Raw genomic sequence first — 21,370 nt, forward strand, 5'->3', positions numbered from 1 at the left:
GATGCGCGGCATGCGGTCGTTCCAACGTGGTGCGCCTGCACTTCGTGGAACAGGCGCACCACGTCTGACCCACGAGGCGCTGCGCTCCCGCCGGATCGCCAGCTACGTCGCCATCGGCCCCGCAAAATACGCGCGCCGCGCATTCCGGGCGGTCGTGTCGTCCGGATCGAAGTACGGGTCCATCCAGGAATCGTGGTTTACAAGGAACTGGGGCTTCCACTCCTCCGTTACGAGTCCTGCCTTCTTTCTCTCCATATACCGCTTGACCGATTCACGAAATGCATAGTGTGTGTAGAGCCGCATGTATTCGCCAAAGAAGATATCTGCGATGCGCTTGTCGCCGCGGATCACCAGCATGTTCTCGTCGTTGCTATCACTGCTCGCCTTGCTGAAGTTTGCGCTCCCTGCCACTACGATAGGCGAATCGCTCAATGGGTCCACGAGCATGTACTTGGTATGGACCCAGTAGACATGTACGTGGGGGTTGATCCTCGACATCTCCTTGAGCCACCGATCGAAGCTGTTGGTGACGATTCGATTTCCGAGCGCCACGACCACATTGGGCCGGTTCCGGATCTCCTGGATGTCTATCTTGTCCTGCTCGAGAGTCCGGTAGTTATTCCCCTCCTTCTCCATGAGCGCCATGCGCAGCACATCGTCGTCCTCGCGGTAGACTTCTTTGAAAAACTTGTGCATTCCGAAGGCGAAGGTCATGAACAGTGCGTCCTGGGCTTGCCCTGCAATGTCCGCGTACCACCTCAGCGCATCGAGTCCGGTGCCGCGTGGCGAGAACACCGCAGTCGTCGTCGCCTCCCATGGCACCGGCGGTGTCGGACTGGCGGACACGTTGCTCGTCCTGTACTCCTCGCCGACTGGCGGATCGCCTTCCAGACGGTGCCAATACTTCAGGTAACCTCCAGCGATCTGCTTGTCTTCGACGATCTGGCCCACGTTTGAGTGGCCAAAGATCCCGTTTTCGGTCAAGTTCGTAGATCCCGTCCACACCGCAACCGGCTTCTCGTTTTTACTAAGCACAAAGAACTTGTTGTGCATGAGCTTGCCGTTTGCCCGGCCCTTGCAGACCGCGGCGAGCCCGGCAGCCGCAACCGCCGCCCGGTTCTTGTGCCACGGGCCGGTCGGCTTTCCGTCCTCGTAGTCTTCGATGTCGTCGTAGAGCATATGCACTACCGCCCCGCGGTCCTGTGCCGCTTTCAGCGCGTCCAGGACCGCTGGCCACTGCAATTCGTACACGGCGCCATGGATTTCCCAGCCCTTACGCGCTCGCCCCAGGAATGCGAGCAAGGCCTCAAGCAAGCCGCGGGAAAGCCAATCGTATGCACCCTGTCCGGCTTTGCCGGGAGGCTCGTTCTGGAAGCGGCGGGCGTACTCCTGCGTGGCGACCGAACCACGATTGAAGAACGCGGAGTGCACGGGCCCGGTCTCCACCTCGGTGGTCACGGAAACGTCGAGTTCCACGCGCACCTGCAGGTCCTTGGGATTCCCGTGAAGGGCAACGACGGTGTACGTGTAGTCGCGCCCCGGCTTGACGCTGTAGTCAGCCCACTGAAACGACTGCAGCGGCTGGTAACGGGTGGAAAACGTCTCGCCGGCCGCCGGGTGCGGCTCGGTTTCCTCGAACGTCTTCATCCCCCGCATCCAGTAGATCTCCCCCTCCTCATGGTCTGTCCGCCGGATCCCGAAACCCCGGAAACCGCTTCGCTCGCCCTCGGCCAGATCCATCCCGAAGAAAACTACGTGCGTTCCCGCGATGGCATTGACAGTGAGTCCTCCAGATTCCTGACGACGGCGCATGTGTGGATCTCCTGGAAAGATGGCGGACGACAGCGATGCACGAGAATCAAAGGGGTACCTGCGCCAATCCCATCAGAACTCGCAGATCTCTCCTTCAGAGGCGCGCTCGTACTGGACTGCGGCTCGACGCTGGTCGCGCTCGAAGAGCAGGATCCAGCCCCCTGCATTTCGAAGCTGCATCCCGTTCGGATCCGCTCTGGTGATCTCGCACTGTTTGGTTTCGCCGGCGGCCAACGACCCCTCCAGCGGCTGAGGCCTACCCTGCTGGTCCGTCAGCCTCCATGCAGAAAGGTCCAACGGCTGGGCAGTCATGTTCCGCAGCTCTACCCATTCGCCCCGGTCCTCTCCCCCCGCGGGGTTCGGTAAAGCCCGTACGATCCGGATCGGCGCGTCGTTGTGCGGGTGGGTTGGAAGGGAAACAACACCACCACCACCTCCTCCACCTCCTCCACCTCCTCCACCGCCGCCTCCTCCCGGAGTCGGCTTGCTTCCCCGGAACTTGGGATAGAACGTGCGGATGCGCGGGCCGTTGGTGCGATCCTCCCGGGTCTCCGGGTGCATGACGAGATCGATGTACGATTCGCCAAATTTGACCCGCCGGTGATCGTCGGCCGCTCCCTGCGACTCGAAGCGGCCGGCCAGCACTTCCAGCAACGCCACCGTCCCCAAGGCGATCTCGCACTCCGGGCGGGTGCCCACGAAGAAGCCACCGGGCTTCTTGAGCAGCACGTACTCCTCGTCACCGTTTCCTGCCGGCGGCGTCCACGTCATCACCACGGACGCTTCGTGCGGATCAGCCACGCCCGCGCCGGAGAGATTCCCCTCGTAGTCGTGCCCGAGGTAGGCTGCATGGCCTGCCTGCTGATCGCGGTAGTACTTCACCCACGAATGGTAGCCACCCACCGCATCCTGGCACTTTCCACCCGCGGCGGGCCCTTTCGAATCTTCGCCGACGAAGACGTGCTCGAATCCCACGCAGTACTTATCCGCGCCGCTATAGTAGTTCGTGTACGGCTCGAACCACATCTGCCGCATGCGCCGGCGAAGCTCCTCGTCGCTGAGCCCCGGCTCCACCTCCGTGCGGAGGTAGTCCGCGGCCACCTGCATGGGCCCGGTGGCAATGACCGCATCCAGAAAGGTGTCGACCTCGCGCGCATGTTCGAGGTCGTCCAAGGGGCGCTCCGGCTCCCCCTCGCGCGCGGTGTAGTTGTCGAGCAGGGCGATGAACGTCCGGAAGCTCGGCTCGTCGAAGAGTGCCTCGTTCACATGGGCGAACAGCGGTCGTTCTGCCTGCGGATCATCACATCCCCGGAACTTTCCCTGTTCGTCGAGCCGCACGTCCGCGTCTGGGTTTTCCCATTCACCGTCGTCTCGGCGGCGCGTGACGGTCACGTGCGAGCCAGGATGGCCCCAGATGGTTTCATAGATGTCTGCCATGAACGTTGCTCTGCGCTGAAAGCCTTGAATTGAAGAGCCGGGAAGAAGGAGGCAGGAACCCGGCCTTGGGTGTGCATCTCCAGTTTAAGAGACGCCGCGCGGAAATGACAGAATTTTCGGCGCTGAGCCCGAAACGCCCAGTGATGTTGGCGTATTTGGCCGCTCGTCTCCGGTTGCGCTTCCAAGCTTCACACCCACACCTGGCCTTTGGCAACGCGCTACGTAGCGTTTTACGGGTGCTCCCGGCCGACTCACCCCCACTCGGAGCTTCCGAAAAAAGGCCCGTCCCCACGCGGGGCGGGCCCTTTGCTTCATACCGATCCAAGGGACTTCCTCGTCCGACGCGGATCAGGCTACTGGGACATCAGCCATGCGGGTGCCTGCCGCGCCCCCGCATCCATGGCTCGGCGAAAGGCGCGTCCGGCTCGTACCGCGTGTTAGCGGCGGATGTAAATCTGACACTTCCGGCGGGTGAAAATCTGACAGTCGGCAGATCGCACTCGGGTCGGCTCCCGGACGAAGCGGGAGCAGGCCACTCCATGCACTTTGGTGTCTCCACCTCAAGCGGAAACGCCCGTGATCGGACGAGAGAAGCGGATGCTGCTCAGACACTACCTGGAAGAGGGGCTCAGCAAGAGCGAGATCTCCCGCCGGCTGGACGTCAGCCGGGACACGATCCACCGGCTGATCCGTACGGGCCAGCTGGATCGTGATCTGGATGCGGAGCCGGTGCGCTACACGCCGCGTCCCGCGGTACAGACGAAGCTGGGGCCATACCGGGCGATGATCCTGGCGAGACTGGAGGCGTACCCGCGGCTGTCGGCGGTACGCCTGCTGGAGGAGGTGCGGGCCGCCGGGTACACGGGCGGCTACACCCAGGTGAAGGAGTTCGTGCGGACGGTACGCCCCCGCGAGACGCCGGAGCCGGTGGTGCGGTTCGAGACGCCGGCGGGGCATCAGGCGCAGGTGGACTTCGGGGAGTTCAAGTTCCCGTGGGGGAAGCGCTACGCGCTGGTGGTGGTGCTCGGGTTCTCGCGGCTGCTGTGGCTGCGGTTCTTCAAGCGGCAGGACATGCGCACGCTGTTCCAGGGGCTGGAGGAGGCGTTCGCGTTCTTCGGCGGTGTGCCGCGGGAGCTGCTCTTCGACCAGATGAAGGCGGTGATCACGAAGGATCTGCGGCTGCTGGGCGGGCAGCTGGTGATCAACGAGGAGTTCCTGCGCTTCGCCTCTCACTGGGGCTTCAAGGCGCGCGCCTGTCGGCCGTACCGGGCGCAGACGAAGGGCAAGGTGGAGCGGCCGATCTACTACATCCGCGACAACTTCGTCTACGCGAGGGATTTCCTGGGCGACGAGCACCTGGACGCGGAGCGGGAGCGCTGGCAGGAGCGCACGGCCAACGTGCGCGTGCATGCAACCACGCGCGAGCGGCCCCGGGAGCGCTTCGAGCGCGACGAGCGGCACGTGCTGCAGGCGCTGGCGGAGCGGCCGTACCGCTCGCTCATCCTCCTGCCGAAGAAGGCAGCGCCCGCGCAGGCTCCGCAGCCGGAGGCGTCCTCGAAGGCTGAGGTCCAGGTGGAGCGCCGCTCGTTGGCGTCGTACGCGGCACTGGCGGCAGGTGCTGCATGAGGGGCGCACCACTTTCGCGCCGCGACCGCATCCGGGCCCAGCTGGCGGACCTGAAGATGCCCGGCGCCTTGGAGTCGCTGGACGAGATCCTTAGCGGGATCGACGCAGGCGCCGTGACCGCGGCCGAGGCGATTGAGCGCGTACTCGGCGCGCAGATCGCGCTGCGCAACGCGCGGCGGCTGGAGGCCGCCATGCGCAGCAGCCGACTGCCCGCGGTGAAGACCCTCGCCGACTTCGACTTCGCATTCCAGCCCAGCCTGAAGCGCGAGCAGATCGAGAGCCTGCACGAGCTCGGTTTCGTAGAGCGAAAGGAGAACGTGGTCTTCCTGGGGCCACCGGGCGTGGGCAAGAGCCACCTGGCCATCAGCCTGGCCATCGCCGCCGCCGAGAGCGGCCGCAGGGTCTACTACGGGAGCCTGGGCGAGCTGATCCGTTCGCTGGAAGATGCACAGGCCGCGGGCAAGCTCGTTCCGCGGCTGAAGACACTGACCTACCCGTCGCTGCTGGTCGTCGACGAGATCGGGTACCTGCCGATCAGCCGCACGGGCGCCATGCTCTTCTTCCAGCTGATGAGCCGCCGGTACGAACGCGCTTCGACGGTGCTGACCAGCAACAAGAGCTTCGAGGAGTGGGGCGAGATCTTTGGTGACGAGGTGATGGCGGCGGCGCTCATCGACCGCCTCCTGCACCACTGCCACATCGTAAACGTCCGCGGCAACAGCTACCGAATGCGCCACCATGCAGGGTTCGCGCGTTCCGCTGAGCCCGAAGGGCCTCGGGGCCTTCGCCCCGACTCACTCGGGGTGAGAACGGAAGATCAATCTCTCTGAACTGCGACGTACAACGGGCTCGTCACCCGCCTCCGGCTGTCAGATTTTCGACCGCCAGAAGTGTCAGACTTTCACCCGGCGTTGACACCGCGGTCATCTGCGGTGCGAAACGTCAGCGTGTCCTGCGGTTCCGTCGCCTCGGGACGCTATGCCGACGATACGAGGTGCGGTCCTCCAATCGGTCGCGGTATTCGCCCCTCAGGATCTTGAGCATCTCACGCTTGCTTGGCGCCCCGAGCTTGTCCCGGAGCTTCTCCAGGCTTCTGGTCACGCTATTCTGCAACACGCCACGTACGGTAGCGATTTCACCGTCGGACATTCCGCGGGCAAAAAGCTCAGCGGTTTCGATCGCTGGTGCACTGAGCCCCCAGAGACTGCGGAGCTCCTCACCTGAGAGCGGAATTCGCGTCCATGGATCGATCGAGACAAGGATCCGGCGGCGCCAGGTACCGGGAACTTCCATGAACGTCCCGACCAGGCGATAGAGACCGTGTGGAGTCCGCTTCCATCTTTCGGGACAAACCGAGAGCTCCGGACAACGAGCGGCCTTGGAGGGGCGGTACTCACCGGGACTGCGGCCCAGATCGCGCGCGAGCTGGCGTGCCTCCTCCAACAGCGTTCTTCCTTCAATGTCCGCAATCAGGTCTTCGGCATTCTCGGAAAGAGCCACGAGAGTTCCGTTCGGCTCGAACAGAAACGCCGAACGCCGTTCCGCATCGCTCGCGGCCAGGAGTAGATCGACGCTGGCACGGAACAACTTGAGTGCTGTCAGCCCCGCTTTCCAATCCGGCGCCAGATCGCTCAGAACCTCCAGCAGCGGTTCTGAACGAGAGAGACTTCCTTCCCGTTCGGAGAAGAGTGCCAGGACTGCAAAGTCACCGTGCGGAGTTATGGAGTTGCACCCGGCCCCGTCGATGAACCGGTTGGGCTGGAAGAGCTCGAGGTACTCGCGTGAATCCAAGTACCGCGACCACTCTCCGGCTACGATCGCATCCTTGGTCCAGACGGTATGCCCGAGTTTCTGCATCCGTCGATTGCCCTCGTTGTTCTCGAGGAACGCAGAGCGGTTTTCGATCTCGTCCGGACGGATCCCGGCGGAGGAGAATCTCGGCGGGCCGCCGTCGCCAAGGATGAACAGCCCGTAATCGGCTCGCAGGAAAGCGCGCAATCGATCGATGACTAGATCCTGCCACTCGCCATCCGGGTTGTACATCCCCGGTGAAGCGAGCAGTTGCTTGAGCGCATTGATGTTGTCCAGCTCTTTCCCGCTCCGTCGCCTATCCATCGGTCCCTCCGCCGATAACGCAATGGGTAAAACACCCATTTTCTAACTCCAATGATTGTAACATCATAAGTGCACGCGCTGTGCCCGCGCGGACGGGAATCCGTGCGGGCCATGATCAGACCACCAGCGCCCGCCCGACAAGGCGCTATCCTGACTGCACTGCTTCACGGGAGGTGAGCCGCTCTTCTATCAAGTGTTTCTGGACGCGGGCTGGGGTGAATGCCCGCGTACGGTCAGCGCCTGCTGCCGTAAGCCATTCCAGCAGGGGAGGATGTGAGGATGGTGTGGAAGTCACCCGAACTCCCTGGGGAGCGGGCGCAATCCTGCGTGCCGGCCCCACTTCGGAACCTCGCAACTCTCTATCGACATGAACACCCAACGATCGAAGCGGATCCTCTGGATTCAGAGGGTCTTCGCCATCGCCGCCGCAGGTCTGTCCACTGCGGCCTGCGCCGACCAGCCGGCCCTGCCGGACGCCATGCCGGTGGCGGAGCCCGCCGCACAGGCGTCGCCTTCCCCGCAGGCAGGGCGGGTCATCCCCGACCGTTACATCGTCGTGCTGAAGGACGACGAGAAGGACGTTCCGGGTTTCGCCCGGCGCGTCACGACGGAGCCGGGCGCCGCTGTTCACTACACGTACGAGCACGTCCTCAAGGGCTTCGCCGTCACGCTCCCACCGAAGGCCGTGGAGGCGCTGCGGCGCAACCCGCGCGTAAAGTACATCGAGCCCGACGGCATCGCCGCCTTCGATCTCGCCACGCAGTACGGCGCGACCTGGGGACTGGACCGGGTGGACCAGCTTGACCGCCCCCTCAACGGCACGTACGGCTACCAGAGCACGGGCCGCGGCGTGAACGTCTACGTGATCGACAGCGGCATCGAGACCGCCCACGCGGAGTTCGGCGGCCGGGCGCGGGTCGGAATGGACGTGAACGGGGGGACCGGCCAGGACTGCCACGGGCATGGCACGCACGTGGCCGGCACGATTGGCGGCCGCGTCTACGGTGTGGCCAAGGCCGCCAACCTGGTGGCCGTCCGTGTCTCCAGCTGCAAGGACGACTTGACCCGCTCCGGGGTGGTGAAGGCGGTGGAGTGGGTGACGCTGAACTACAGGCGCCCGGCCGTGGTCAACATGTCGCTCTCGTTCACGTACCAGTGGTGGATCGGAGACGCGGTCGGCGAGGCGGTGCAGAACTCCATTCGTGCGGGCGTAAGCTACGTGGTGGCCGCCGGCAACAACGACGGCGCGGACGCCTGCGAGCGCACCCCGGCGCGGGTGCCCGACGCGATCACCGTCGGCGCCACCACGGCCGGCGACGCCCGCGCGGACTTCTCGAACCAGGGGAGCTGCATCGATATCTTCGCCCCCGGGGTGGGGATCGCGTCCGCGGGGCTGAGCGGGGGGATGGGCGTGCTGAAAAGCGGTACGTCCATGGCCGCTCCCCACGTTACCGGGACGGTGGCCCTCTACCTGGAGCGGGACCCGAGCGCTACGCCGGGCATCGTGCGCGACGTCCTGCTCAAGAACTCGACGGTGGGGCGCCTCACGAACCTGGGCACCTCGCTCAACACGCTGGTTCGGACGCCGCTCGGGATCGCGGTCCACCGGCTCTTCCGGGCGAGCAGCGGCGACCACATGTATGGCCCCGATCCGCGCGAGGCGCTTTCGCTCGGCTACGTCCTGGAGGGGCGCAACTACTTCTACCTGACGCCTCGGACCGGGACGGAGTACGCGGACCTGTACCGGTGCCTGGTCCCCGCCACCGGCGACCACTTTCTGTCCACGCACTCGACGTGCGAGGGAATGGTGAAGGAAGCGATGCTCGGCCGGATCGCGAAGTGGCAGGTCGCCGGGACCGTACCGCTCTATCGCCTCTACAACCGGTCCAACGGTGACCACTTCTACACGATCAGCTACACCGAGCGGCAGAGCGCGATCAGTTCGGGTTGGGTGAGCGAGGGGGTGACCGGGTACGTATTCACGAAGTGGTGATGCCTGCGTGAGTGCCTTCGTGGTGAGAAGGCAGGGCACGCACATGCAAGACGAGCCCGCACCGGCGTCCGGTGCGGGCTCGCGTGTCGATTGGAGGAAACTCTGCCGCGGCTTCGCCGACGGATGTGACGGGGGAGCCAGAAGATTCGCGTGCCTCGGCGGTGGGAAGGAGCGAGGCGAGACACGGCTGGGAGACAACTGTGGGAAGATGAGGATGGACGGACGGGTGAGGCAGGGGCTGGGCTTATCAGGCACATCGAGCAAATTAATGATTTTTCACTAGCAATTGGCAACATACAGCGATGTTCGAGGAGGAGTTCCGTTAGCTGATCCCCCATGCACGGCTGTTCTGTAAGTATTTGTGGAGAGGTAGTTTAACAGCACGCGTTGTCAGAAGTGCTAATCAAGGCCAAAATCTCTGGTTTTTCGAGATCCTTCCGCGCCCCCTACCGCGGCGGCATAAATGAACAAAGAGCCCCCACCGCACTGGGGTGAGGGCTCCGCGCCAGGATCTCCTGCCCTGGGCCGGCTACCGGTCGAACTCCGTCCATATGATGCGCTGGGCTCTGTCCGTCAGGTCCCGCCCTCGCAGACGCCCATACGTCTTGAGGATCATCCAGCGGGTGTTGTGAAGAGCGTCAGCCGCGCGGTCGATCCCATCCTCGTAGTTACGCACAAAGTGAGTCGCGATGATGTGTCGCACCGCGTGGGGCGAGAAGCCCCGCGGCGCATACTCCGGGATGTGGCGCGCGACGATCCGGCATAGCCACGTGCTGTTCTCCACCGGGCCGATCACCCGTTGCCGCCGCCCAACCGTCCCCGGTCTGAAGACGAGGTCGCATTTGTCAGCGTCCTGCAGCAGGGGTCGGCAGCAGAGAAGATACTCCTCGATGAGCGGTGTCAGCGCCGGGTCCACCCGCGCGAGATAGTCCTCATCGCGGAAGCCGGCCAATGCCTTGAACTGCACCCTGGGGAGGAAGATCTCGTAGTTCCCATCCTTGCGTCTACGCAGCTGCCCAGTGTTGTCCGGCCGCCACGTCATGCGCAGCCAGTGCTTCCTCCGGAGCGGATTGCGCACAAGCATGGAGACGAACAGGAGATCCCGGGTGAGCAACGCGCGGGACCCCGGCGACAAGTACACCAGCCTGGCCCGGTAGTCCGCCTCCATGCGCTCGAGCAGGAGCTTGAGCGCATCAACGGGACGATCCAGATCGAGGATGGCCTGGATATGCCTGTAGTCGCGCGTCTGGATTATTGAGTCCTGCAGATCTTCCAGCTTCTCGTCGATCCACTCCCTCATCCGGACACAGTGAGAGCGCCACTGCTCGAGTGTTCCGTCGGGCTCCACCCCGTCACCGAGGAGGAGGAACTCGGGCGGGAACGCTCTCCACTCAACGCCCCAGCCTTGCCAGAAGTAGCCGTTCCTCTCGTACAGCAGCGCGCGGAGCCACCAGAGGAAAGAAAGGATCCCCGAGTTGTAGCCAGTCCTCCGGGCCCGGAAAAAGACATAGGCCTCAATGAGCTCCGGGTTGGCCAGGTCGAGCAGCGAAAGTGTCGTACCGTCCCTGCCGCGGCCGCGCCTGCACGGGTCGGCCGCATCCGCCGGCAACGCAAGGAATCCAAAGAAATACCGGATATCGCCATGCACGCGCTCCGCGGAGGGGCACTCCCCATCCTCGTACACCTTCCAGAACGATCCTGCCCGGGTACTCCGGTTGGCCGGAGTCCGATTGGTCTTGTGTGCCTTGAGCCGCTCCCACTCCCGGTTCTGCTCCTCCGTCATCCGCCAGGAGTAGGGCTCGGCGCGTCGGCTGGTACGCGGCACGAGATGCACCAGCGCGCCCGGTGGCAGGCGCAGGAGCTCCTCCGCCAGCGGAAGCTTCGCGGCCATGTTCTCCTTACCCGGAACGGCTCTGCCATCGACCCAGTGGTGCACCGTGGGCTTCGGTAACCCAAGATCCCGGGCCAGCTGCGATGCGCTCATCCTCTCCGCTCGCAGCGCTTCCCGCAGTGCCGCAGCGAACGCCGCCGCCCCTTCGCGCTGGCGGAGCGGAGCCATCGGGCGAAGGGCGCAGGCGAGGTCCGTAAGGGTGCCCTGCGGAAGCCCCAGCTCTCTCTCAATGACCGGCAAAACGCCGCGGCCCCGCCGGTCTGGCATGCACTTTCCCGTTACCCAGCCTTGGAGGGTAGCCCCGAACATGCCGGCCCGCCGCGCCAACTCGGACACCGAAAGGCCTCGCCGTTCCGCCGCTAGCCGTATGGTCTCGCCGAACGTCAGCCCATCCCCTTCGAAGACGGTGATGGACCCGGCGATCTCGGCGAGCCTGTTCACCTTTGACAGGTATGGGCCGATCGTCGCCGCCGACTTCCCCTGCCGCATGAGTTCCGCGCGGAACTCCTCCTGGTACTTCGGAAGCTCAACCCCGAGCTCCGGTCCGACCTGCCCCTGCTCCTCCAGGCCGAACGTACGCATGAATAGCCGCAGCCTGCTGAGGAGCCCGTTCACGTCCTTCCCGCGGCGACGGACCTCGTTCTGAAGCTGCTGGTACGTGGGCCGGACGAGCGACGGCCCGAGTTCCTCGGCTGGAGCGAGCTCCACCGCCAGCCCGGCAGCGAAACCCCTTGCGTTCGCCTCCGCCGCGGGCACATCGGTTGTTCCGGCGTCGGCCTGGAACACGGGGCCCATCGCCCCCTTCATGACCGCCTCCAGGTGGAGGCGCCTCTCGCCCGGCCACCGCACCACGCTGACTGCGAACCCGAATGCCTCCACCACGGCAACACACTCTGCGCACTCGGTAGCGCCTCCTGTCGCCTCAGGCATCGCTGGCCTCCTCGTGCGCAGCGGCGCTCGACGCGCGCACCGCCTGTCGTGCCGCTACCGCCGGATCGAAGGTTACCCGTGCCTCCCGCTTCCGCGTCAGTTCGGACGACAGCACCCGCGGCGCGCCACGCCGGCCCGCCTGCGTGAGCGCACCCGAAGCCAGCAGCACCCTCAGGTGCGCCACGCTGTAGCCGCTTTCGGCCGACGCCTCCCGTAGCGTCAGCAGCCGCCCGTCTGACCGGGCCAGCGCTTCCTCCAGCTCCGCGGCGTGCGCCTCGCAAAGGCTCGCCAGCTGGCTCATGCCATACCGCCGGCGTAGCCCAGCCCCCTCTTCGCGCCACGCGGCCGCCAAGGCTTGCAACAGGGGTATGGCTGGGCTCCCGTCCGGTAGCCGAGATTCGTACGGCATCGTGTGAGATGTACTGTTCCGCAGGCTCGCCGGCGCCGCACGTCGCCGCCAAGGAGTAGGGGTTCATTCCCGGTGCGGCAGAGCACCGATGCTCAGTTCTCCCCTCTTGGCGGACGAAAGCGCGGCACCCCTGCCGCTTTTCGAACAACCTGCTCGTGCCGCACTGCCGCGGCGCCGCTTTTTCGTATCCTTCTGCTCGTCCCACTGTGTCGTCTCCGTGTCTGGTTGCCGGCAGCACACCATGCGCTTCCGATCACCGCGGAGAACCAACCGGAGAAACGAAGGGGTGAAAACTTGCCCCGCACCGGGTGCAGGCCTCAGGTTGTCGCGCATCCATTGGCGTCAAACGTGGGGAGTTGATGAGCGACAAGAGAAAACGGAAGCCACGGCCCCAAAACGCTGAGCGTACAGCAAGAGCGAAGCGGCGCGTCGAGAAGGAAACAGCCCTGATCGGTGATCTCACCCGTCCGGAGAACCGGAACTGCGTGTACAGGCACCGTGGACGTCTGCGCGCGGAGCTACTCGTCTACGTCTTGCGGCAGCAACTGCGGGATGATCTCTGCTACGACGAGGGACTGTACGAGGCCTGCAGCTCGGCGTTGATGGGTCTCGCCGCACGGGGCGCGAGACGACCGCGCGCGGGGGTCCTCGTCAGTGCCATAGTCCGGAAGGCCGTCCGCCGAGCGGGGCTGCCGAGAACGGGAAAAGATTTCGAAGATTTCTTCCACGTTGCGTCCACGATGATTTTTGCAGCCGTGGAGTCAACAAAAGCCGGCGAACTCCTCTGGCAGGAGCGGTTCGGCATGAGGTTCAGGGACCGGCTCTGGAACGTCGTCAAACTTACGAAGCGCGAGATCGCGCGCAGCGGAACGCCAGGAGAGGGGGTGGACATCGAGCGGGTACACCCAACCGTGCTGGTAGCCCGCGACACACCGCACGACCTGCTCGAAGCCGCAGACGAGGCAACGATCATTAGGGAAGCGGCAGCCGCTTTGAAACGAGCCATCTCCCGGCTTCCACACCCTGCGTGGCGCCTCGCGTACTCCGTGGACGACGTCGGCCGGTTGATCCCCAACAAGGACGCGGCCAGGGAGCTTGACTGCGACCCGCGTTCGATCCCCAACTACCGGAGAAACGCGCGGGAGCTCCTTCGACGCGATCCACTATTACTTGAGGAATTGAGAAAAATCGGGTACAGGACAAGGTCGGAAGGAGAATAGCCGAAAGGAATCAGTACCATGGCTGAGACGTTCGAAGAGGTACGGAGCCGGATGCAGCGAGAGCTCGAAGAGAGCGGGTTTCTCGATTCGCGCCGCTGGCTGCGGGAATTTCCGGAATATGCGTCCGAAATCCAGGACTTTGTGCTCGCCGGAATCGAGGAAGACCCTGTGCCCGACTGGGCACCGGGCGAGCAAGAGGCGTACGAAACCGCGGCGGCGCGGGCGATCGCGGATGCGGGTCGAGAAGCGAAGCTCCGCGTCACCGAGATGAAGCTTGGCCGCCGTATCACGGCCGTCCCGCGGCGCGAGCCGCTTCCGGAAGGCAGCACCCGGAACTATGCCCGCGCCCTGCTCATGGCGTTCACGGTCCACCATCTGTACGAGCGGGACCCATGGGTGGACCGGGTCAAACTCTACAAATCGCTCTACCTTCTCGAGGAGGCCGTCGGCCCCGGTGTGTTCACATCCTTCGAGGTGACCACTTACGGTCTGTTCGATGCTGACCTGAAACACGCCGAAGACGATGCCGAGAAGAGAGGCATCCGCTCCGGCTGGATTGAAATCGATCCAAAGGTAGGGGATCGGCCCGACTTGTTCTTGCCCGGACCGAAGACCGCTGAAGCCACCGAGAAGGCCCGGGACTACCTGCCCGACGCCGGCCTCGCCCAAGAGTTCCTTACCTTGATTGGACGGTTCAGCGGATGGACGCTCGGGGCTTGGCAAACAATCCACCTGGTCGGAAAGCGGCTCGCGGAACGCGGCGGTGTCATCGACCTGGCCTCAGTGAAGATCGGAATCCTCGAGGAAAGCGCGTGGCAGGACAGCAAGTTCGGGTTTCGCGAGTTCCATGACGACGCGATCGAGGAAGCGCTCGAGCACCTGTCACGACTCCGGCTGCTCCCGGCGGACATGATCAACCTCGGCTGAGCCAGTCGGTACGGGAATGAAAGCGGCCCGTCCACCCCCAGGTGGATGGGCCGTTTCGCGTCCACGCAGGCTCGACCAAAGGCGGGAACGCCGCCTTCCTGCGGTAAGCGGATTTCACCCCCGGGACCGACGGTTTGGTTCTCCTTCCCGAACGCGAACGATCCACAACTGAACACTCGAAAGGAAACGATGCACATCGCAGAACTGGAGCAACTGGTACGAGGCGCTCCACCAGGCACACGCCTGGAGTTCGTTCACATCACCGTCCACACACCGGTCGCCGAAGAGCCGGTGGAAGACACAGTCGTCCGGAATGCATGGGGCCCGCTGCAGATCGTCGAATGGGTGAGAAGCGAGCACGGCGAGCCCGGAATCAAGCTCAAGGAGTGGGCAGCCATGCTCCCCGGAGTCTCCCACCGGGAACTTCTACGTGCCGCGGACGACGGCCGCCTGGATTGGCATCCGAAGCCGGACGGCCGCGACCACGGTGCCCGCATGGCCTCTCCGGACGCGATGCTCGCCTTTCTCGCGGCCGCGGGGCACGTCCTGCCGGAAACGCCGGGAGAGTGAGCCGTGCCTGTCCACCCCCGGATTGCGCTCCCCCCAGGCCGCCCACCCGGCGCGCCGCCGGTGCCGCGTTTTCGTCCGCCCTTACGGGAAGGGGCAACGCCCCGGACGAGAACGGCCGTCACGGCCCCACGAGTGCGCGCGCCCATGGCTCAAAAGAAGAAAAAAAGCGACACCACCCCGTTCGCGGAGCGGCTGCTCACGCGGCTGAAGACGCGACCGAGCGCACACGGTGCGGTGTTCGTGCTGGACCTGCGCGGGCGCGACTGGTCCGGCGCGCGCCCGGCCAGGTCCGGGTTCCTGACGCTGCGGAATCCCAGTGACGAGGGCTGGCCGGCGAAAGGCGCGACGACCCTGGACCAGGCCGTGGCCGAGCAGTGGCTCCGCGACCACTACGCCGCCTGGATCGAACGGAAGCTCCAGATCAACGAGGACGGACCCGACTCCGGCCTCACCGTCGCCGAGGCCTGCGACACGTACCTCGAAGACCTGACGAAGCTCCTCGGGGCCGACCACAACACCGTCAGCGTGCGGCGCAGCGTCGTCCGCGTGCACCTGAAGCCGGCCTTCGGCGACGTGCCGCTGGCCGCGCTCACGCGCAAGCGGCTTCGCCAGTTCCTGGAGGGTCTGCAGGTCAAAAAGTGGGAGCACGGGATCCTGCAGGAGATGCCGGCGATGCGCCGCACCAAGGAGAACGTGCGCTCCACCCTCCAGGCGCTCTGGAATCACACGTACCCCGACACGGCCTGGCCCTTCGGCACGCTCAGCATGGCCGAGCGCGGCGTCAGCCGGCGCCGGCGCGAAGCCGCCGAAGCCGGAGAGATCGCCGGGATGACGACGAGCAAGTCGTACACGCTGGCCGAGATCACCTCGCTGCTGGCGCGGGCCGTTCAATACGACAGAACCGCTTTCCGCCTCCTCCCTTGGCTCCCGAACACGGCGGAGACGATCGCCCTGCTGGTCTGCACGGCCGCGCGGATCGACGAGCTCATGCTGCTGCGCTGGAAGCACGTCCTCTTCGAGGAGGAAGCAATCTTCATCCCGGGGACCAAGAGCGCGGGCGCACCGCGCTGGATCCCGATGCAGCGGAGCCTGCGGCCCTGGCTGGATCGGCTGCGCGCCCTGCATGGCGGATACCCCGAGCCGAATGCCTACGTGCTGCACGTACGCCGGGGGCAGCCGCTCAAGCGGCCCAGCCGGAAGACGTACGGCGCCCGCTTGGGGAAAGTCGAAGCCCAGGCCGCACTCAAGCGGCACCGGAAAGCAACCCACGGATTCCGGGCGACGCATCTCTCCTGGGCCGCGCCCCACCTGCCGGACGGGGTGCTGAAGGCCTATGCCGGGCACAGCCGCGCCCGCGGCGGGGCGACCGACGCCTACGTGGAGACGCGGCCTCCGTTCATGCCGGCCTCCCATCGGGAGGTGATCCAGATCCCCTGCCCGGATGTGGTCGGCGCCGCACGCCTCGGCACGGCCGCATGAGCATGCGGCGAGCTTACGACCCGGAGAGCCCGACGTCCCTCGACCTGTACCTCCGGGAGATTGGCGATTACCCACCCCTCACCGCGACACAGGAACGGGCACTCGGCCGTCGCGCCCGCGCGGGAGACGCCGCCGCAGCCGAGGCGCTGGTGACCTGCAACCTGCGCTTCGTCGTGATGATCGCGAAGAAGTACCAGCACCTCGGGCTTCCGCTCTCCGACCTGATCAACGAAGGCAACGTCGGGATGGTCCACGCGGCGACCAAGTTCGATCCGGAGAACGGGGCGAGGTTCGTCTCGTACGCCTCTTGGTGGGTGCGCCAGAGTATCCACCGGGCGCTGGATCGCGCGGTGACCGTGCGCCCGAAAGGCGCGAACGAGGAGAAGCTCCGACGCATCCGCAAGCAGGCCGCGCGCTTGGCGCAGCTCTACGCCCGTGAGCCGACGCTGACGGAGCTCGCCGGTGCCGCCGGAGTGGAGGTCGTAGAGGCCGCGCACGCCCTGAACCTGACCGGCGCGCGTAGGACCGGCACCGGCGACGACCTGCTGCTGGAGCGCCTGCCGCACCCCAGCCAGCCGTTGCCGGATGAGGAGACATACCTGCGCGAGCGCGCGGAGCGGATCGATGCGGTGCTCGGGACCCTGCGTGAGCGGGAAGCGCTAGTGCTGCGGCGGTACTACGGGCTCGGTGGGTGCGCCGCGATGACGCAGGCGGAGATCGCTGAGGCTCTCGGCATCTCCCACCAACGCGTCCAGCAACTGCTTGTGCAGGGGCTGAACCGGCTGAAGGATCCTGCCCAGCAGGCTCGGCTAGATGCCTATCGGTGAGCTTATCCGGCACGTGTTGAACAGGGCGCGGGTGCATATTGCAATAGAGGCAGTCGCCACAGCTATCAACGGGGAGTCTGCCTCTACTGCAACAGTCAACTCGCTCGCGTTCAGTTCGTCGTAGAGGGGACTATCGCGCGACTGGCCCATACCTCGCTCAGAACGGAATCGATGGTGGTTCAGCGAAGCGCCGTCGCCCAGTGCGGCGATGCTGCGGGCACTGATGATTGCATTGGCATTCTGCATCGGTCGTGACTCCAATCTTCGGCAGGGGTAGCGGTTTAGCCCGTACCTTCTTGCACTTAGCGTAGATCTCGTCCCGATGCGAAGGCTCTCCCCTGCGATTTCACAAACGGAGTCAGTCGCTTGCCACTGGGTCACTGCCGTGATAGTCTGCGAGCTTCATTGCGCGAGATAAGGCCACGTGGCCCAACCTCCTCCAGCAGCGAACAAGAAAGAGCGTGTGAACTGGGTCGCCTATTCGTTTGTGGCTATGCTGGGCTTTGCCGCCATGCAGCTCATTTTCAAGCGGCTTACCCAGTTGGAGCCAAAGACGGAAGTAATCAATTTTTACTTCTTCCTGTTTTCCACAGTGGGATTCCTCGTCCTCTTAGCCGTCCGCAAGACTCGGCTGCTGCCCCGACCTGAATCTGTGCCCCTGTTCGTCGCCATCGCCTTGATCGCTGTCGTAGCGAACTACTGTGTCGTCAGCGCCATCCGCTCAGCACCCAATCCCGGCTACGTCACGGGAATCCGCGCTTTCGAAACGGTGATCATCGTATTCGCCGCGATGCTCATCTTCCAATCTGAACTCACCCCTATCAAGCTGGCGGGCATCGCTCTGTCCGTCTGCGGCCTTGTCCTGCTCAGCATCTGAATGCGGCCTGACAAGCTGCTCTTGAACCTTCGTAGTGCCTGATCTGTGGATTGTACCGGACAAGCGATTGCGCCGGGCCTCCTTTTCCGCCTCGGGATTTCTTGAGAACAGGCTGGTTCGGAATGCGTTTTGTGGCGCATTCGCAGGTGAACACGGCCTTACCCAAGCGCAGGGACGCGATCTAATATGCTAAATTAACTGGCGCTTCCCTTGCGGAAACAGGCCTCATCCGATATTAATCCCAACCGGCGCAAAAGGCGGCTTGGGGTGGAGCCCGGGGGCATAGTATGGGCTCGTCGCCTCTTTTGGCCTGCTTTACGGCCAGTTCGCTCTACGCCCCCCCACCTACGCTGCTACACCTGTCCGCCGGAGCCCCTCTCGCCTCCCGGGAAGCGCGCCGTAAACCCAGACGTCTACCCGGTACTCAATGAGCATGAATGGAAATGGCGTTCACGACGTCGTTGGTGTTGGTGTTGGCCCCTTCAATCTAAGCTTTGCCGCCCTTCTTGAGCCTCTCGGTCTGAATTCGCACTTCTTCGAGCTCCAGGAAGAGTTCCACTGGCATCCGGGGCTGCTGTTCGCTGATTCCTCGCTTCAGGTATCGTTCCTGAAAGACCTGGTGACGCTGGCGGATCCCTCGAGCCGGTTCTCGTTCCTTGCCTTTCTCTCAGCCCATCGCCGTCTTTACCGGTTCATCAACGCCGACTTTCCGCGCGTGTCCAGGCGCGAGTTCGTACAGTACTTTCGGTGGGTGTGCAACTCGCTCCCCAACCTGGAGTTCGGCTGCCGCGTCGACGATGTCCGGTGCGACGGCGATGGGCTGCGGGTCAGCACGTCGCGGAGCGCCGTGCGCACGCGGAACGTGGTGCTCGGTACCGGGCTCGCTCCCCAGATCCCGGCATGCGCGGCACCGTTCCTAGGAGAGACGGTCTTTCACGCATCCGAGTTCCTTTCACGTGAGTTCAACCCCGGGGGCAAGCGCATCGCCCTGGTGGGAGGCGGGCAGACCGGGTCGGAGCTCATGCTGCACCTGCTCTCGCCGCATGGCCCGCAAGCGCGCGAGCTGTACTGGGTGAGCCGCCGCTCCAACTTGCTCCCCATGGACGAGACGGCGTTCACCAACGAGCTCTTTACCCCCGCGTTCTGCGAGCACTTCTTTGAGCTTTCGCCCGAGGCGCGGTTCGGCATTCTGGACGAGTACAAGCTGGCCGGGAACGGAATCTCTCCCGCCCTCCTGCAGCAGCTGTATCGCCGCCTCTACGAGATCGAGTTCCTGGAGCACGGGGGAAAGGGATGCCAGTTCCACCTGGGGCAGGAGCTGGTGGACATCTCCCGGGCGGGCAGCGAGTGGCTGATCACCGTGCGCGACTGCGCCGGAAGGCGCCCCCCGCACGTCCTCGTGGCGGATGCCATTATCCTGTCCACGGGATGGGAGTACACGTTCCCCCCGTTTCTCGCATCCCTGCGCGACCGCATCAGCTGGGGCAGGGACGGCTTCGCGGTGCGCAGCGACTTCTCCATCGAGTGGGATGGCCCCGACGAGACGCGCATCTATGTGCAGAACGCCGCCAGGATTTCCCACGGGATCGCGGAGCCGAATCTGAGTATCATGGCGTGGCGCAGCGCGACCATCATCAACAGCATGCTGGGGCGCACCGTCTACGACGTCTCGGACCCGCACACGGTTTTCCGCTGGGAGCACGCCCGGCTGGAGCAAGCTCACCAGGAGCACCCGCAACCACTCGCAGGAGGAATGGCACGATGACGGACACCATGCAAGAGCGCTCTCCCCGAATGGGGCACCTGGCCCCCGAGACCTACGACACCGGGATGCGGGTCGACCAGTTCGACTTGGGCGCGGCCGTTCCCTCCGGCGTTCCCTTCGAGGGATCTTCCTTCATCATCGACGCAGGCGGAGCCTCTCCCGTGGACGTGCACAGCGTCCACGAGATGTGGATGATCGCTTCGGGAGAGGGGGAGCTTCGGTACGACGGACAGAGCATGCGCATCCGCCCGGGCGACGTCTTCTACTTCGCGCCGATGAAGACGCACGAGGTGCGCAACGACGGCGCCGCGCTGATGACGATCTTCTCGGTGTGGTGGCCGAGCACCTGAGGCCGGGCTACGACCTGGCGATCGTCGGCGCGGGGATCGTCGGGTCGGTCGCGGCGTACTTGGCCGCCAGGGAGCGGCCGGAGTGGAAGATCGCCCTGCTGGACCGCTCGCTGGTGGGACACGGAGCCACCCTGTACTCGGGCGGGCTGGACCACGCGTATGGGGTGTCGGCCCCGCAGCGGACGATCGCGGCGGAGAGCGGCGCCTTGTACCGCCAGATCCAAGACGCGGTCCCGGGTCTCCCCGTGTACGACCTGCCGCTGTACGGCGTGGTCGACGCCGGGCGCGCGCGGGAGGTGATGTCGCGCTTCACGCACGACGGCGCGCGGATCGGCACGGCGGACGACTTGGCGCAGTTGCGGCGCAGCTACCCGGACTTGGCGCTGGCGAAGGGGCAGGTGCTCCTGGCGGGGTGCCCCGCGGCGTACGGCGTGGCCACGGGGGTCGCCACGGGGCTGGTGGCGCACCTGCAGGCGTCGGCGGGGCTGCACTGCTTGGAGGGCGCGGAGGTGGAGGGCGTGGAGGCCGTGGAGGGCGCGTATTCGCTCGGCTTAGCAGACGGGCGCACCCTGCACGCCCTGCGGGTGCTGATGGCGGGTGGACCGTGGATGCTGCGCGGGCCGGCGGCCGGCGTGATGGAGGCCGCGGGGGTGCGCATCAAAAAGGTCGTGGCGATGCACGTGTCCCGCGTCCCGACGCCGGATGACCCGGTCGTCTTCTTCTTCGATGACGACGCCTTTCTCCTCCCGCTCCACCACCGCGGGCACTGGCTCTTCAGCTTTGCGTCGGAGGAGTGGGACTGCCTTCCCGAGGTCTCGTCGCTCCGGATCAGCGCCGCCGACCGCGGGCGGGCGCTCTCCATCCTCCAGCGGTACGCGCCCTCGCTGGTTCCCCTGTGCCAAGGGGGGCGCGCCTTCTGTGACGCCTACACCCCCGGCCGCCTTCCCCTCACCGAGCGCGTCCCGTCGTCCCCCGGCTTCGTGGTGGCCGGGGGGTGCTCGGGGTCGGGCTTTCGCCTAGCGCCGGGGATCGCCCGGCGCGCGCTGGAACTGCTTCCGGGGTTCGCCCCCGCGGCGGACCCTTCGCAGCGCCCGCCGGCGGGCACGCCCACACCACCCTTCCCGCCGCCACACCCTTGAACC

17 protein-coding genes are annotated in these 21,370 nt (G+C 65.2%); 12 read left to right on the forward strand and 5 right to left on the reverse strand.

All coding sequences use genetic code 11. The features are described 5' to 3' along the window. Positions 1-102: 102 nt before the first annotated feature. Together VGC13_RS31335 and VGC13_RS31340 are read right to left on the reverse strand one after the other, a co-directional pair. The gene (locus VGC13_RS31335; RefSeq protein ID WP_331129292.1) at positions 103-1,812 is read right to left on the reverse strand and encodes a phospholipase D-like domain-containing protein; all 1,710 of its coding nucleotides are present in this window, start codon (positions 1,810-1,812) and stop codon (positions 103-105) included. Between the two features lie 72 nt (positions 1,813-1,884). Beyond that, complete coding sequence (locus VGC13_RS31340; protein ID WP_331129293.1) at positions 1,885-3,249, reverse strand: hypothetical protein; 1,365 nt, start codon at positions 3,247-3,249, stop codon at positions 1,885-1,887. 597 nt (positions 3,250-3,846) lie between these two features. Here VGC13_RS31340 and istA point away from each other — a divergent pair. Continuing rightward, positions 3,847-4,875, forward strand: a complete 1,029-nt coding sequence (gene istA / locus VGC13_RS31345; protein WP_331129294.1) for an IS21 family transposase — start codon at positions 3,847-3,849, stop codon at positions 4,873-4,875. Further along, positions 4,872-5,705, forward strand: coding sequence for an IS21-like element helper ATPase IstB (gene istB, locus VGC13_RS31350; protein ID WP_331129295.1), 834 nt, complete (start codon positions 4,872-4,874; stop codon positions 5,703-5,705). The genes istA and istB overlap by 4 nt, the downstream gene beginning before the upstream one ends. Positions 5,706-5,817: 112 nt before the next feature. Here the strand turns inward: istB and VGC13_RS31355 are convergent, their stop codons facing one another. Next, positions 5,818-6,990, reverse strand: coding sequence for a hypothetical protein (locus tag VGC13_RS31355; RefSeq protein ID WP_331129296.1), 1,173 nt, complete (start codon positions 6,988-6,990; stop codon positions 5,818-5,820). A 367-nt stretch (positions 6,991-7,357) separates the two neighbouring features. Between VGC13_RS31355 and VGC13_RS31360 the strand changes: the two genes are divergently transcribed. Next, positions 7,358-8,983 carry a S8 family serine peptidase gene (locus tag VGC13_RS31360; protein ID WP_331129297.1) on the forward strand — a complete coding sequence of 542 codons (1,626 nt, stop codon included), beginning with the start codon at positions 7,358-7,360 and terminating at the stop codon, positions 8,981-8,983. A 529-nt stretch (positions 8,984-9,512) separates the two neighbouring features. Here the strand turns inward: VGC13_RS31360 and VGC13_RS31365 are convergent. Both VGC13_RS31365 and VGC13_RS31370 read right to left on the reverse strand, forming a co-directional pair. Further along, entirely contained in the window at positions 9,513-11,804 is a 2,292-nt protein-coding gene (locus VGC13_RS31365; protein WP_331129298.1) for a hypothetical protein, read from the reverse strand. Beyond that, a complete protein-coding gene (locus VGC13_RS31370; protein ID WP_331129299.1) occupies positions 11,797-12,105 on the reverse strand; it encodes a hypothetical protein in 309 nt (102 codons plus the stop codon). The genes VGC13_RS31365 and VGC13_RS31370 overlap by 8 nt, the downstream gene beginning before the upstream one ends. 467 nt (positions 12,106-12,572) lie before the next feature. Here VGC13_RS31370 and VGC13_RS31375 point away from each other — a divergent pair, with 467 nt between their 5' ends. From VGC13_RS31375 to VGC13_RS31415, 9 genes are all read left to right on the forward strand, one after another. Beyond that, positions 12,573-13,433 (forward strand): hypothetical protein, encoded by an 861-nt coding sequence (locus VGC13_RS31375; RefSeq protein WP_331129300.1) that lies wholly within the window; start codon positions 12,573-12,575, stop codon positions 13,431-13,433. Positions 13,434-13,451: 18 nt separating this feature from the next. Then, a complete protein-coding gene (locus VGC13_RS31380) occupies positions 13,452-14,360 on the forward strand; it encodes a hypothetical protein (RefSeq protein WP_331129301.1) in 909 nt (302 codons plus the stop codon). Between the two features lie 189 nt (positions 14,361-14,549). Next, the gene (locus VGC13_RS31385; protein ID WP_331129302.1) at positions 14,550-14,930 is read left to right on the forward strand and encodes a hypothetical protein; all 381 of its coding nucleotides are present in this window, start codon (positions 14,550-14,552) and stop codon (positions 14,928-14,930) included. 144 nt (positions 14,931-15,074) lie between these two features. Then, positions 15,075-16,409, forward strand: a complete 1,335-nt coding sequence (locus VGC13_RS31390) for a site-specific integrase (protein WP_331129303.1) — start codon at positions 15,075-15,077, stop codon at positions 16,407-16,409. Continuing rightward, complete coding sequence (locus tag VGC13_RS31395; RefSeq protein ID WP_331129304.1) at positions 16,406-17,236, forward strand: sigma-70 family RNA polymerase sigma factor; 831 nt, start codon at positions 16,406-16,408, stop codon at positions 17,234-17,236. Before VGC13_RS31390 ends, VGC13_RS31395 begins: the two co-directional genes overlap by 4 nt. Before the next feature lie 463 nt (positions 17,237-17,699). After that, positions 17,700-18,113, forward strand: a complete 414-nt coding sequence (locus VGC13_RS31400; RefSeq protein ID WP_331129305.1) for an EamA family transporter — start codon at positions 17,700-17,702, stop codon at positions 18,111-18,113. A 433-nt stretch (positions 18,114-18,546) separates the two neighbouring features. Beyond that, entirely contained in the window at positions 18,547-19,878 is a 1,332-nt protein-coding gene (locus VGC13_RS31405) for a lysine N(6)-hydroxylase/L-ornithine N(5)-oxygenase family protein (RefSeq protein ID WP_331129318.1), read from the forward strand. Beyond that, positions 19,875-20,228: a cupin domain-containing protein gene (locus VGC13_RS31410; protein ID WP_331129306.1), complete on the forward strand. Its 354-nt coding sequence runs from the start codon at positions 19,875-19,877 to the stop codon at positions 20,226-20,228. Before VGC13_RS31405 ends, VGC13_RS31410 begins: the two co-directional genes overlap by 4 nt. After that, the gene (locus VGC13_RS31415; protein WP_331129307.1) at positions 20,213-21,367 is read left to right on the forward strand and encodes an FAD-binding oxidoreductase; all 1,155 of its coding nucleotides are present in this window, start codon (positions 20,213-20,215) and stop codon (positions 21,365-21,367) included. The genes VGC13_RS31410 and VGC13_RS31415 overlap by 16 nt, the downstream gene beginning before the upstream one ends. The last annotated feature ends 3 nt before the right edge of the window (positions 21,368-21,370 follow it).

The sequence above is a fragment of the Longimicrobium sp. genome (assembly GCF_036399255.1).
In the GTDB taxonomy this organism is placed as follows: domain Bacteria; phylum Gemmatimonadota; class Gemmatimonadetes; order Longimicrobiales; family Longimicrobiaceae; genus Longimicrobium.

Excerpts from the sequence above, each read along its gene's own strand:
- VGC13_RS31335 (WP_331129292.1), bottom strand. The coding sequence starts at position 1,812 with ATGCGCCGTCGTCAGGAATCTGGAGGACTCACTGTCAATGCCATCGCG.
- VGC13_RS31340 (WP_331129293.1), bottom strand. The coding sequence starts at position 3,249 with ATGGCAGACATCTATGAAACCATCTGGGGCCATCCTGGCTCGCACGTG.
- istA (WP_331129294.1), top strand. The coding sequence starts at position 3,847 with ATGCTGCTCAGACACTACCTGGAAGAGGGGCTCAGCAAGAGCGAGATC.
- istB (WP_331129295.1), top strand. The coding sequence starts at position 4,872 with ATGAGGGGCGCACCACTTTCGCGCCGCGACCGCATCCGGGCCCAGCTG.
- VGC13_RS31355 (WP_331129296.1), bottom strand. The coding sequence starts at position 6,990 with ATGGATAGGCGACGGAGCGGGAAAGAGCTGGACAACATCAATGCGCTC.
- VGC13_RS31360 (WP_331129297.1), top strand. The coding sequence starts at position 7,358 with ATGAACACCCAACGATCGAAGCGGATCCTCTGGATTCAGAGGGTCTTC.
- VGC13_RS31365 (WP_331129298.1), bottom strand. The coding sequence starts at position 11,804 with ATGCCTGAGGCGACAGGAGGCGCTACCGAGTGCGCAGAGTGTGTTGCC.
- VGC13_RS31370 (WP_331129299.1), bottom strand. The coding sequence starts at position 12,105 with ATGAGCCAGCTGGCGAGCCTTTGCGAGGCGCACGCCGCGGAGCTGGAG.
- VGC13_RS31375 (WP_331129300.1), top strand. The coding sequence starts at position 12,573 with ATGAGCGACAAGAGAAAACGGAAGCCACGGCCCCAAAACGCTGAGCGT.
- VGC13_RS31380 (WP_331129301.1), top strand. The coding sequence starts at position 13,452 with ATGGCTGAGACGTTCGAAGAGGTACGGAGCCGGATGCAGCGAGAGCTC.
- VGC13_RS31385 (WP_331129302.1), top strand. The coding sequence starts at position 14,550 with ATGCACATCGCAGAACTGGAGCAACTGGTACGAGGCGCTCCACCAGGC.
- VGC13_RS31390 (WP_331129303.1), top strand. The coding sequence starts at position 15,075 with ATGGCTCAAAAGAAGAAAAAAAGCGACACCACCCCGTTCGCGGAGCGG.
- VGC13_RS31395 (WP_331129304.1), top strand. The coding sequence starts at position 16,406 with ATGAGCATGCGGCGAGCTTACGACCCGGAGAGCCCGACGTCCCTCGAC.
- VGC13_RS31405 (WP_331129318.1), top strand. The coding sequence starts at position 18,547 with ATGAATGGAAATGGCGTTCACGACGTCGTTGGTGTTGGTGTTGGCCCC.
- VGC13_RS31410 (WP_331129306.1), top strand. The coding sequence starts at position 19,875 with ATGACGGACACCATGCAAGAGCGCTCTCCCCGAATGGGGCACCTGGCC.